The 12,489-nt window shown below is 62.3% G+C and carries 13 protein-coding genes and 1 tRNA gene; 3 read left to right on the forward strand and 11 right to left on the reverse strand.

The features are described 5' to 3' along the window. Window positions 1–17: 17 nt before the first annotated feature. Window positions 18–899, forward strand: a complete 882-nt coding sequence (locus AC25Y4_RS05340; RefSeq protein ID WP_488119316.1) for a carbohydrate kinase family protein — start codon at window positions 18–20, stop codon at window positions 897–899. Between the two features lie 271 nt (window positions 900–1,170). On the opposite strand, the gene AC25Y4_RS05345 is transcribed toward AC25Y4_RS05340, so the two are convergent. The 10 genes from AC25Y4_RS05345 to rplU all read right to left on the reverse strand — a co-directional run bounded on the left by AC25Y4_RS05345 (window position 1,171) and on the right by rplU (window position 8,065). Next, window positions 1,171–1,247 (reverse strand) — tRNA-Ala (locus AC25Y4_RS05345). 71 nt (window positions 1,248–1,318) lie between these two features. After that, window positions 1,319–1,696: a ribosome silencing factor gene (gene rsfS, locus AC25Y4_RS05350; protein WP_488119317.1), complete on the reverse strand. Its 378-nt coding sequence runs from the start codon at window positions 1,694–1,696 to the stop codon at window positions 1,319–1,321. A gap of 58 nt (window positions 1,697–1,754) precedes the next feature. Continuing rightward, on the reverse strand, window positions 1,755–2,672 hold the full coding sequence (locus AC25Y4_RS05355; protein WP_488119318.1) for a hypothetical protein: 918 nt from the start codon (window positions 2,670–2,672) through the stop codon (window positions 1,755–1,757). Continuing rightward, a complete protein-coding gene (gene nadD / locus AC25Y4_RS05360) occupies window positions 2,669–3,268 on the reverse strand; it encodes a nicotinate-nucleotide adenylyltransferase (RefSeq protein ID WP_488119319.1) in 600 nt (199 codons plus the stop codon). Before nadD ends, AC25Y4_RS05355 begins: the two co-directional genes overlap by 4 nt. Before the next feature lie 14 nt (window positions 3,269–3,282). Further along, on the reverse strand, window positions 3,283–3,492 hold the full coding sequence (locus tag AC25Y4_RS05365) for a hypothetical protein (RefSeq protein ID WP_488119320.1): 210 nt from the start codon (window positions 3,490–3,492) through the stop codon (window positions 3,283–3,285). Window positions 3,493–3,552: 60 nt separating this feature from the next. Then, entirely contained in the window at window positions 3,553–4,821 is a 1,269-nt protein-coding gene (locus AC25Y4_RS05370) for a glutamate-5-semialdehyde dehydrogenase (RefSeq protein ID WP_488119321.1), read from the reverse strand. Between the two features lie 77 nt (window positions 4,822–4,898). Next, on the reverse strand, window positions 4,899–5,687 hold the full coding sequence (gene proB / locus AC25Y4_RS05375; protein WP_488119322.1) for a glutamate 5-kinase: 789 nt from the start codon (window positions 5,685–5,687) through the stop codon (window positions 4,899–4,901). Beyond that, window positions 5,684–7,402 (reverse strand): GTPase ObgE, encoded by a 1,719-nt coding sequence (gene obgE, locus AC25Y4_RS05380; RefSeq protein ID WP_488119323.1) that lies wholly within the window; start codon window positions 7,400–7,402, stop codon window positions 5,684–5,686. Before obgE ends, proB begins: the two co-directional genes overlap by 4 nt. 77 nt (window positions 7,403–7,479) lie before the next feature. After that, entirely contained in the window at window positions 7,480–7,737 is a 258-nt protein-coding gene (rpmA, locus tag AC25Y4_RS05385; RefSeq protein ID WP_488119324.1) for a 50S ribosomal protein L27, read from the reverse strand. A gap of 19 nt (window positions 7,738–7,756) precedes the next feature. Then, window positions 7,757–8,065 carry a 50S ribosomal protein L21 gene (rplU, locus tag AC25Y4_RS05390; RefSeq protein WP_488119325.1) on the reverse strand — a complete coding sequence of 103 codons (309 nt, stop codon included), beginning with the start codon at window positions 8,063–8,065 and terminating at the stop codon, window positions 7,757–7,759. A gap of 222 nt (window positions 8,066–8,287) precedes the next feature. On the opposite strand from rplU, the gene AC25Y4_RS05395 reads away from it, so the two are divergent. Beyond that, window positions 8,288–8,575 (forward strand): DUF4031 domain-containing protein, encoded by a 288-nt coding sequence (locus AC25Y4_RS05395; protein ID WP_488119326.1) that lies wholly within the window; start codon window positions 8,288–8,290, stop codon window positions 8,573–8,575. 168 nt (window positions 8,576–8,743) lie between these two features. Here AC25Y4_RS05395 and AC25Y4_RS05400 read toward each other — a convergent pair whose 3' ends face one another. Next, window positions 8,744–11,554 (reverse strand): Rne/Rng family ribonuclease, encoded by a 2,811-nt coding sequence (locus AC25Y4_RS05400; protein WP_488119327.1) that lies wholly within the window; start codon window positions 11,552–11,554, stop codon window positions 8,744–8,746. Between the two features lie 274 nt (window positions 11,555–11,828). Here AC25Y4_RS05400 and AC25Y4_RS05405 point away from each other — a divergent pair, with 274 nt between their 5' ends. Further along, window positions 11,829–12,431, forward strand: coding sequence for a vitamin K epoxide reductase family protein (locus AC25Y4_RS05405; RefSeq protein WP_488119328.1), 603 nt, complete (start codon window positions 11,829–11,831; stop codon window positions 12,429–12,431). Window positions 12,432–12,489: the final 58 nt, after the last annotated feature.

The following is a 12,489-nucleotide window of genomic DNA, read 5'->3' on the forward strand; positions in this document are numbered from 1 at the left end:
TGCGATTAAATGTGACCATGCCAGTTCACGCGCTCGCACCAACCCGCATCATGATCGTTGGGCCCGTCTCGTGGAATCAGATCGTCTATCTCGACGAATTGCCAGCGCCAGTCCCCCATATGCAGTTTGCGCAGGAATCGTATGAGACCGTCGGGGGCACTTCTGCGGGAAAGGCGTTACACCTGGCCTCGATCGGTCATGTCGTGAGCCTTGCGACCATCCTGGGAGCGGATGCGGCCGGCGACCATCTCAGAGCGACGATCAATGCTGTCGACGGTATTGAGCTGAGCGCGCACGTCGGCAGCGCTACTGAACGCCACCTGAATCTGATGACCGTCCCTGGCGACCGCGTCTCGCTCTACCTGTCGACGCCCGACGCACCGACCGATCCAGCCATTGCTGTAGCCACCATCGATTCGTGCCGCACGGCCGATGTGATTATTCTCGACCTCTGCGCGCAGTCACGGGGTCTCATTCCGGATGCCGTGGCGCTTGACATCCCCATCTGGGTTGATCTGCATGACTACGACGGGACGAGCGAGTTTCATCAGCCTTTTGTGGACGCGGCCGATGTCGCGTTCATGAATGCGGACAAAACGGATGATCCGTGGCGGCTGCTCGGCCGCTGCATCGCTCGCGGTGCCCGAATCGCGGTGTGCACGCTGGGCGCAGCCGGCGCGATTGCGCTCGACAAGGCTGGCACGCAGTATCGGGTTGCCGCAGAGCCCGTCGACGTTGTCGACACGAACGGTGCCGGCGACGCATTCATGGCGGGCTTCCTGCACGCATACCTGCTGGGCGAAGACATCGCGCAGAGCCTGACTGCTGCGGCGAAACAGGCGACGATTGCGCTCTCGAGCCGCCACCTTCATCCGGTTCTGTCCGAGCTGGCGTTGTAGCGACAGCGCCCAGGCCGGTGGTCGGGGGCGTGTCCGGATCTCCACCAAAAAAGTCGCCGAAAAAAATCGGAAAAAAGATTGGGCTCCGCCGCGACTCTCCTCGAATCGCTCGATTCTTAAATGAAGAAAAGCCCGACACATCGTGTCGAGCTTCTCTTCGTGGTGGATCCAAGGGGACCCCGTCGTTCGGGCTTCGCCCTCACTCCTCCTCGAATCACTGCGATTCTTAAATGCAAAAGAGCCCGACACTTCGTGCCGAGCTCTTTTGCATTGGTGGATCCAAGGGGATTCGAACCCCTGACCCCCTGCATGCCATGCAGGTGCGCTACCGGGCTGCGCCATGGACCCATATTGTTTCGAATTCCTCCGAAACAACTTGTTTAGATTACTACACGATCCCAGCTAAAACGAAATCGAGACTAGCTCAGGGTTTCGCGGGCTGGCAGCTCGGTCGGAACGACAGGGCAGTCCTTCCACAGGCGCTCCAGGCCGTAGTACAGGCGCTCCTCTTCGTGGAAGACGTGAACGACCAGGTCTCCGAAATCGAGGAGGATCCAACGACCCTCAGCGCGGCCTTCGCGACGCAGCGGCTTGGTGCCGGCTTCAATGAGCTTGTCTTCGATCTCACCGGCGATCGCAACGACGTTGCGCTCGGAGCGGCCGGTCACAATCATGAAGACGTCGGTGAGCGGCAGAGGCTCAGAGACGTCAATCGCGACAATGTCCTCCCCCGCTTTCGAGTCAGCGGCGGCAGCGGCCACCTTGAGAAGCTCGAGAGCGTGAGCGGTTGCAGTCATCGGGTAAACCTCGGTGTCATAGAGCACGACTGGAGCGTGCGGGGTGAAGGGTGGTGCATTAGAAAATTCTGAAGAGATAGCCGGCCGCGACGAGCGCGATCACGCCAACGGCAAGTACCGCGGCGGTTACGGCAAGGATCATCGGTACGGACGCGTTGCCCTTCTTGGGCGGCGTCATGACGCCACGCGTCGACGTGTGGGTGCTCACGGCCTTGCTGGCACTCACCGGAGCAACAGAGCTGGTCGGAACGCCCTCATCGAGCTGGTCAAGCATGTGATCCATCTCGGCTGAGTCGAAGTGGTCAGGGTGCTGACCGGTCGCGCCGAGGCTTCGTGGCAAGTCGATCGACCCCGTGATCAGGATCTCACCGGTGCTGGTGAGCGGCCCTGACACAGTTCCCTGCTGCGGGATCGCCGGGAGAATAAGAGCATTGGTCGTCGTTGGGATACCGCCGGAGCCAACGCCGCGCGAAATGATCTGGCCGAAAGCCTGCGACTGGTCAACGAATTGGACGTGGTCGTCGTCTTCATGTTCAACAGACCAGTGCCCAACCGACGGGTTAAGCGTTCCAGCGGATGCGTCTGGCACTGCTCCCGTAGACGCTGTGGGTGCTACGGGATCGTCGACACCGTCGTCTTCGGGAGCGATACCGGACTGGGCGGCGAGCATGGCGCGCAATTCGCGCCGACTGAGCGTGCGCTCCTCGACAACAGCATCGTCGTCGGCAAGAGAGTCGGGCGTGACAGCGTCGGGAGTTACGACATCAGGAGTCGCGGCTTCAGGAGTCGCGACATCCGAAGTCACGGCATCCGGAGACACGGAATCGGGAGAAACCGCATCAGGAGTTACAGCATCCGGAGTTACAGCATCCGGAGTCGATGGGGCGTCGCCCTGCGCCTGCGCAGGCTCCTGCCCGCGAGCCAATTCACGTGCTTGCCGCCGCGTGAGTGGCTGCGGGTCATTACCCAACGTCATGCCACACTCCGATACAGATGATGCTTTGAGATGTACTGGACGACCCCATCAGGGACCAGATACCAGACCGGGAAACCCCGATTCACCCGTGCCCGGCAGTCTGTCGAAGAGATCGCCAAAGCCGGTACCTCAAGCAAGCTTACGTCTTGGTTCGGTAATCCCGAAACGGTCAGCTCATGTCCCGGGCGACTCACCGCCACGAAATGGGCCAGGTCCCACAGCTCCTGTACGTCTTTCCAGCCCAGGATCTGCGCGATAGCGTCAGCTCCCGTGATGAAGAACAACTCAGCATCCGGTCGCTCCAGGTGAATATCCCGGAGCGTGTCGATGGTGTAGGTCGGACCATGTCGATCGATATCCACCCGGCTGACGGTGAAGCGCGGGTTCGACGCCGTTGCAATCACCGTCATGAGATAGCGGTGTTCCGCCCGAGTTACGTCGTACTTCTGCCAGGGTTGCCCTGTTGGCACGAACACGACCTCGTCGAGATCGAAACTCTGCGCAACTTCACTCGCAGCAACGAGGTGCCCATGGTGGATCGGATCGAACGTTCCGCCCATCACGCCAATGCGAGGGCGGCGACCCGCTTCAGTCACCTGATGCCTATCGCTTAGTGGGTGCCATGCCCGGACGTGTTGCCGTGAGCAGCAGCGTAGGCCTTGGCCTTTTCGCTGTGACGGTTCGACACGTCACGGTACGTGAACAGGGTGACACCGAGTGCAAGGAAAACCACGAGGGCAATCAGGCCATACAGGATCGGCGGCATCGGCATCGAAACGTGCTCAGCCTCGGCCAGCAGCAGGGTAGTCACGAATGACATGGGGATCTCCATTCACACACACGGTTGAGGCTTACGCCACCACACCATTCTAGTGTTGCCTCAGGCGCGCACCTGCCCAGTGCCACGCACAATCCACTTGGTGCTTGTCAGTTCAGCCACGCCCATCGGACCCCGCGCGTGCAGCTTCTGGGTGGAGATTCCCACCTCTGCGCCGAATCCGAATTCGCCACCGTCTGTGAACCGGGTGGAGGCGTTCACCATGACGGCAGCCGAATCCACCTCGTTCAGGAACCGTTCGGCGTTCACCAGGTCATTGGTGATGATCGACTCCGTGTGCTTGGTCGAGTACGTGCGGATATGCGCAATCGCCTCGTCGAGCGAGTCGACAACCCGTACAGCGAGGTCGAGCGACATGTATTCGGTCGCCCAGTCCTCATCGGTCGCAGCAACGGCATCCGGGAAAAGAGCACGGGCACGTTCGTCGGCGTGAATGGTGACACCGGATGCCGCCAGTGCAGCGAGTACTGCCGGCAGCAGTCGTGCCGCTGCGGCTTCATGCACGAGAAGGGTTTCGAGCGCGTTGCAGACACTCGGGCGCTGCACCTTGGAGTTGTGCACGATATCGACGGCCCACTGCGTGGTGGCCGACTCGTCGAGGAAGATGTGCACGATGCCGGCGCCGGTCTCGATGACGGGCACCTTCGACTCAGCAACGACCGTGTTGATGAGGTTGGCGCTCCCCCGTGGAATCAGCACATCGACAGAGCCTCGTGCCTGCATGAGCAGTGTTGCGCCCTGGCGGCCGAACGGGTCGATAGTCTGCACGCTCTCCATGGGCAGGCCAACGGATCCCAGCGCATCCTGGATCAGGCCGACGAGAACGCGATTGCTGTTCTCAGCGGCAGAGCCACCCCGCAATACCACGGCATTCCCGCTCTTCAAGGCGAGGGCGGCGATGTCAACCGTCACGTTCGGTCGAGCTTCGTAGATGGCACCGATGACGCCGAAGGGAACCCGTACCTGGCTGATCTTCACACCGTTCGGCAGGCTGCTGCCGCGCACCACTTCACCGACGGGGTCGCCGAGGGCTGAAATCGCCGTCACGGCAACGGCCAACGACTCGATGCGAGCGGCGTCGAGTGTGAGGCGGTCGAGCAGGCCAGCCCCGAGCCCATTGGCCTGGCCGTTTGCGAGGTCGAGGGCGTTCGCATCAATGATGTACGCCATGTTGCCGCGCAACTGGGCAGCGATCGCCAGCAGCGCCCGGTTCTTCTGCAACGTGGTTGCGGTTGCCAGCGACAGAGACGCGGTTCTGGCAGCATCAAGAATGGGGGTGAGCACGGTTCCGGGCGACGTGGTCTGCGACATGCCGTCAGTTTACGGGAGCACAGCACCGCACGGGGCCTGCGTGTGCCACCCGCGTTCTACGGGCAGGCGGCTGGGTTCTACGGGCGGGCAGCTGGGTGGAACCAGGTGCCGACGGGGGCGCCGGTAAGTGCGTCGGAGACGAGCGTTGTCGCGGTAACGAGCACCGCTGTTCCGGCCTCCGCTGCGATACGAGCGGCAGACACTTTGGTGGCTGCGCCCCCTGTACCGACGCCATCGGCGCTGGTCGCGCCGAACTCGACGCCGGGCAGCGGGTCACCAGGCAACACAGAGACAATGCGTTCTGCGCCTGGCAGGTGCGGCGGCCGGGTGTAGAGAGCATCAACGTCGCTGAGCAACACGAGCAGATCGGCGTTGATGAGCGTTGCCACCAATGCAGCCAGGCGATCGTTGTCGCCGAAACGAATCTCATGAGTGGCAACAGTGTCGTTCTCGTTGACGATGGGGAGAATATGCAGGTCGAGCAACCGTTCCATGGCTCGCTGCGCGTTGCTGCGGTGCGAAGGATTCTCCAGGTCGCCAGCGGTGAGCAAGACCTGTCCGGCAACGATGTCGAAGCGGTCGAGACTGTCCTGGTAGCGATAGATCAGGATGTTCTGCCCGACGGATGCCGCGGCCTGCTGGGTGGCGAGGTCGGTCGGCCGCCCATCGAGGTGAAGGAACGGCATTCCGATGGCGATGGCGCCAGAGGAGACCAGAACAATCTGGGCTCCCCTGGCGTGGGCTGCGGCAAGCGCATCTACGAGCGGAGCAATCTGGCCGGCGTTGTCGCCGCTGATCGAAGATGACCCAACCTTGACGACGATTCGTGCTGCCGTCCCGATCTGATCCCGCTCGAGAACGCTCACTCCGCGTCGTCCTCCGTGCGCTCTGCCGACGAAGCGGCGTGAGCGATGTCGTCGGACTCGGCCTCTGCCGACTCTTCAACGTCGTTCGCATCGGCCGGGGCGGCAGCTGCGTCGTTCACGATTGCCTCCTCGGAGTCAGCGTCGATCTCGTCGCCGTCAACCTCGGATTCGCCGGCCTGGTCAGCAATGTACAGCGCGCCGCTGAACTCGTCGCCGTCACTGTGCCAGAGACCGGCTTCACGCTCGCGGATGAGTTCTGCACGTGCCGCTGCCTTGGCATCCATCCGGCCGAAGTAGGTCTCACGTCGCTCGTTGCTGGTACGGCGGCGCGGCTCTTCGAGGCGGGCATCCGTTCCACGAGGAGCAGTGATGAGCTCCGCGGTCGAGGTGAGCGTCGGCTCCCAGTCAAAGACGACACCGTTGCCTGGGCCGATGATGACGGTGGAGCCTGCGACGGCTCCGGCCTTGAACAGTTCGTTCTCGACGCCAAGCTTTGCAAGACGGTCAGCGAGGAATCCGATTGCCTCGTCGTTCTTGAAGTCGGTCTGCTGGATCCAGCGTTCCGGCTTCACTCCGAGGATGCGGTACGTGTTTCCGAAGGATCCGCCCTCGACCTTGACCACGAAGCCACCGTCATCGACGGGCTTCGGACGCAGCACGATGCGCGGCTTGGCTGCTGCAACGGCAGCGGCTTCGCGACGGCCGGTGTCAACAGTCTCCGCGAGTGCGTAGTTGAGCTGCTTGAGCCCCTCGTGCGTCGCGGTGGAGATTGCGAAGACGCGGTAGCCCATGTCTTCAAGCTCGCCCCGAACGAACTCGGCAAGTTCGCGAGCCTCTGGCACGTCGATCTTGTTCAAGGCAATGATCTGCGCGCGCTCGAGCAGCGGCTTCTGCCCTTCGGGGACCGGGTATGCAGCCAGTTCCTTCTTGATGACCTCGAGGTCACTCAGGGGGTCGCGGCCAGGCTCAAGCGTGGCGCAGTCAAGGACGTGCAGAAGCGCGGTGCAACGCTCGACGTGGCGGAGGAACTCGAGTCCGAGACCCTTGCCCTCGCTGGCGCCTTCGATAAGACCTGGTACGTCTGCCATGGTGTAGCGAGCCTCGCCGGACTCGACTACGCCGAGGTTCGGCTGAAGTGTCGTGAACGGGTAGTCGGCGATCTTGGGCCGAGCCGCGGACATCGAAGCAACGAGGCTGGACTTGCCGGCTGACGGGTAGCCGACGAGCGCGACATCGGCAACGGTCTTCAGCTCAAGCTTGATGTCGCCTTCCCAGCCCAATGTGCCGAGGAGTGCGAAGCCGGGAGCCTTGCGCTTGGACGTCGCGAGTGCGGCGTTACCCAGGCCGCCCTGGCCGGCTGGTGCGATAACGAGCCGGAAACCGGGCTCTGTCATGTCGCTGAGTTCGTTGCCCTCTGCGTCTTTGACGACGGTGCCGAGGGGAACGGAAAGTTCAATGGGGTCGCCGTTGGCGCCGTTGCGATGGTCGCCCATTCCTGGGCCACCGTTCCCGGAGACACGGTGCGGTGCACGGTGGAAACCGAGGAGGGTTGTGACGTTTGGATCTGCGATCAGCGTGATGTCTCCACCACTGCCGCCGTTACCGCCATCGGGGCCGGCGAGTGGTTTGAACTTCTCGCGTTTTACCGAGACACAGCCGTTGCCTCCGTTGCCCGCTCGCAAGTGCAGCGTGACCTGGTCAACAAATGTGGCCATGAATTGCCCCTTTCAGGTGGCGAAAATAAGTAAGGGCGAGCCGAAGCCCGCCCTCACCTACGAAAAGCTGTGGATGCCTATTCGGCAGCCACCACGATGTTGATGACCTTGCGGCCACCCTTCGCGCCGAACTGGACTGAGCCAGCCTCGAGAGCGAACAGTGTGTCGTCGCCGCCACGGCCGACGTTGACGCCGGGGTGGAAGTGAGTGCCGCGCTGGCGAACGATGATCTCGCCCGCACTGACAACCTGACCACCAAAGCGCTTCACGCCGAGGCGCTGTGCGTTTGAGTCACGACCGTTGCGAGTGGAACTCGCACCTTTTTTGTGTGCCATCTGTTCTTCTCCTCAGGCCTTAGGCGATGCCAGTTACCTTGACGCGCGTGAGCTCCTGACGGTGCCCCTGACGCTTCTTGTAACCAGTCTTGTTCTTGAACTTCTGGATAACGATCTTCGGGCCACGGAGGTCGTTAAGAACCTCGGCGGTGACCTTGACCTTAGCCAGCGACGTCGAGTCAGACGTGATGGAGTCGCCGTCGACGAGAAGCACAGCGGCCAGCTCGACGTTGCCGTCCTTGTCAGCCTTGATTCGGTCCATCGTTACGATGGTGCCGACCTCTACCTTCTCCTGCCGGCCACCGGCGCGCACAACTGCGTAAACCACTTTACGTACCTATCTCTGGGGAGCCCCTGGGGCTCCGATTCCTATTATGGAAAGTTACTGGGTTGCATGAACCAAATCAGTTCAATGCAATCAGGAAACCATGGCAAACGCGCGAGATGACACCCAGCGCACACCAACGGTCAACTTTATCTGATCCGGGGGTCCCGGTCAAACTGACGGCGATTCATACCTGCGCACGATCGCCTTTCATACAATGATGCCATGACAGTGCTCATTGACAGTGCAGACTGGCCCGCTCACGGCACATTGTGGTCACATTTAGTGAGCGACGCGTCTCTCAGTGAGCTTCATGCCTTCGCTTCAGCGAACAAACTACCCACCCGCAGCTTCGATCTGGACCACTACGACGTGCCTGCTGAGCGCCATGAGGCGCTGGTGGCCGCAGGAGCCACACCGGTCTCATATCGCGACCTGGTGCGGCGCCTGCAGGCCAGCGGGCTGCGTGTGACGGCCAGGGAGCGCGCAGAGCGAGCCGGCAGAACGCACTGACCCTCTCGCTCCCCCGAGCCGTTACCTGGCCGTCACTTGGCCGTTCACGACAACCCCACGGCGTGGATCAGGAGCAGACAGCTGCATTCCTGACAACATCCCGTTAACGAACCGACCGCCCCCGCCCTGAGGCGAAAGCGGTCGGATACGACACCAGGGTGTTCTGGATCAGCCCTGTGAGTCGGGTGTCGTGACGATCGGGTCTGACCCCGCCGTTGACAGCCCAGTTGTCGAGACGCGGCGGCTACGCGAGCGGCCCTGACCGGGCTGCTTGGGTTCCGGCAGCGCCTCAAGCACAGAGTCGAGAAGCTGGTCGGTGACCTGCTTGCTCACGGTGCGCTTGTTGCGCGGCGACTTGGTGACGGGAATGTCGAGGATTTCCACGGATTCCGGCTCAGCCTGCGCAGCCACGGTTGCTCCGCCGTCAACAGCAGTCGTGTCGACTGCGGCCTTCTCCGGTGCAGCCTGTGACCGCTGGGCACGTCCTGACTCACGAACCGGGCGACTGCGCTCCTGTCGACGCGAGGGCATCTCTGCGCCCTGCGTTGGCAGTGTGGCACCGTCAGCCGTCGCGGTCGGCGTTCCGGCAGCGCTGTCAGCGGTGGCCGGTGCCTCAGTGCTCGCCGGCGCCTGGGCGGCAGCCGACTTGTCAGCTGCAGCCGAGCGTCCGCCACGTGACCGACCGGAGCCATTGCGTGAGTTGCGTGACGATCCGTTCTGCGTTGAGTCCTTCTGCGTGAATTCCTTCTGCGCTGAATCCTTCTGGGCGGCGTCTGCGTGAACGGCATCCGCTGTCGGCAGTGCGATTGCGCCGGTGTGCGGAATGGTGCTTGCCGCGATCAGCGCGAGGGCGTGCTTGGCGTCCTCGGTGATTCCGTGCGTGCCCGCCGCAGCCTTAGCCGCTTCAGACTGCTGCGCGGCTGCCGACTGCTGGCTGGCATTGCTGCCATTGCTGTGGTTGCCCCCGTTACCGTTACTGCCGTTGCCGTTGCCGTTGCTGCCGTTGCCGCCGTTGCCGTTCTGGCTGTTCTGGCTGTTTCCACCGGAGTTGTTGCCCGACTTGTTGCGGGGGCGACGCTCCTGCGGCGGCTGCGCGGTCTGGCGGTGCTTCACGACGGGATCGTGGTGCACGATGATTCCGCGACCTGCACAGGCTTCACAGTTCTCACTGAATGACTCCAGGAGCCCGAGGCCGAGCTTCTTGCGCGTCATCTGGACGAGGCCGAGCGAGGTGACCTCAGCGACCTGGTGCTTCGTGCGGTCGCGGCTCAGGCACTCGATCAGGCGGCGCGACACGAGATCGCGGTTCGATTCGAGCACCATGTCGATGAAGTCGACGACGATGATTCCACCGATGTCGCGGAGGCGCAGCTGACGAACGATCTCTTCGGCAGCTTCGAGGTTGTTCTTCGTGACTGTCTCTTCGAGGTTTCCGCCTGAACCGACGAACTTGCCCGTGTTGACGTCGACAACCGTCATGGCCTCTGTGCGGTCAATGACGAGTGATCCACCGGAGGGCAGCCACACCTTGCGGTCGAGTGCCTTCTCGATCTGCTCCGAGATACGGAAGTCATCGAATGCGTCACCATCACCCTCGTAGCGCTCTACGCGCTCGACCAGGTCTGGGGCGACCTGGCGGAGGTAGTTCTCGATCGTCGTGCGAGCCTCGTCGCCTGAGACGACCATCTTCTGGAAGTCCTCGTTGAAGACATCCCGGACAATCTTGATGAGCAGGTCTGGTTCGCTGTGCAGCAGGGCAGGTGCGAGAACTGTCTCAACCTGCTTGCTGATGTCAGCCCACTGCGCCGTGAGGCGGTTGACGTCGAGCGTCAACTGCTCATCGGTTGCGCCCTCTGCTGCCGTGCGCACGATGACGCCGACGTTCTCAGGAAGAACTTCCTTGAGGATCTTCTTCAAGCGGGCGCGCTCGGTGTCTGGCAGCTTGCGGCTGATGCCGTTCATCGAGCCGTTCGGCACGTACACGAGGTAACGGCCTGGCAGCGAGATCTGGCTGGTGAGCCTGGCGCCCTTGTGACCGATGGGGTCCTTGGTGACCTGAACCAGCACCTTGTCGCCCGGCTTGAGCGCGAGCTCGATGCGCCTGGCCTGGCTGCTGTTGCCTGAGTTCTCTGCAGCGGCGTCCCAGTCGACCTCACCGGAGTACAGCACGGCGTTGCGGCCGCGTCCGATGTCGACGAAGGCCGCCTCCATGCTGGGGAGCACGTTCTGGACCTTGCCGAGGTACACGTTCCCGATCAGGGACGCGTCCTGGTTCTTCGCGACGTAGTGCTCTACGAGCACGCCGTCTTCGAGTACACCGATCTGGATCTTGTTGTGCTTGGCCCGAACGACCATGACGCGATCGACCGATTCACGGCGCGCGAGGAACTCGGCTTCCGTGATGACCGGACGGCGACGTCCGGCGTCGCGGCCATCGCGACGACGCTGCTTCTTCGCTTCCAGCCTGGTCGAGCCCTTGATGCGCTGTGGCTCTGTGATGAGCTCAGGCTCACGAGGAGCGCGAACCTTGACCACGGTGTTGGCGGGGTCGTCGGAACCTGAACGGTTCTCTTCACCGCTCCGACGGCGGGCGCGGCGACGGATCGTCGACGGCTCCTCGTCGTCATCGTCGCGCTGGGTGTCCTCGCGCGGCGGAAGCGGCAGGATGTCAGGTGCCTGGAAGATCAGGGACGTCGTCGTCTGTCGACGAGCCGGCTGCGTCTCCGCCACCGGCGCAACAGGGGCAGCCGTCTCTTCTTCTGCGACAGGGTCGCTGGTCTGGCCGCCTGTGGCTGGCTTCTGCACTGGAGCCGCCTCTACGGGGGCAGCGGTCACGGGAGCATCTGACACCGGCACTGCGGCTTCAGGCTCGACCTCGACCGGCACCGGGGCCGGAGGGGGCGTGACTACTGCTTTGCGTGAACTTTTGCGAGTGCCGAAAAGGCCCTTGCGCTTCTTGTTGTCGTTGTCTTCCACCATCTCTGGTGCACTCCTTGACCGGTGTGGGGGCCGCGCCGCCCATCCGGTTACTCTCTCGTGTGAAGTTGCGCCGGGGCGTTCCTTCACGAATCCTTCAATGATGCAACCGGCTCTTGGCTCTGGTTGCTAATACCTTTGGTCGTGGGACCAATGAATCTGGGCGTTTACCGCCCATTAAGCCTTCTGTGGCGTCTTTCTGAGCGCGGCTCAGATGACTTTATAAATTATCGCATGCATTCCGCAGGATCGGGGTGCAGGCGCGTGTCATAATCCGATGGTGCCTGATACAGAACAACGCACAGCTCCTCGCGGGCTGGCAATTTTCCTCATTGTTGCCGGTGTAATCGGCTTTGGTGCTGCGTTCGCGCTCACCCTTGACAAGATTCATCTTCTCCAGGATGCGGACGCACAGCTGTCCTGCAACTTCAGTGTACTGATCGGGTGTGGGACGAACCTGAATTCCTGGCAGGGATCGGTGTTTGGCTTCCCGAACCCGCTGATCGGAATCGCGGCCTGGAGCGTCGTCATCACGATCGGAATGGCCATCCTGGCCGGCGCGCACTTCAAGCGCTGGTTCTGGCTCGGCCTGAACGTTGGCGTCGTTGGCGCCATGGCCTTCGTCATCTGGCTGATTTCGCAGAGCATCTACGTTCTCGACATCCTGTGCCCGTGGTGCATGGTCACCTGGTCTGTGACCATTCCTCTTTTCTTCGCCGTCACCCTGTACAACCTGAAAACCGGACACATTCCGGCAACCGAAGCTGTCAGGCGACGGGCATCCGCCTGGTCGTCCTGGATCGTCCTGATCACGGTTGCGTGCTACATCGTTGTCGCGGTGCTCGCGCAGCTGCAGATGGACGTGCTGCACCGCCTGTAAGCGAGAGCGCGGCTCGCCGACTTCGAGACGCTCGCTCCTGAATCAACCGAGGCGCTCG

This window comes from Leifsonia sp. Y878 (assembly GCF_057669685.1).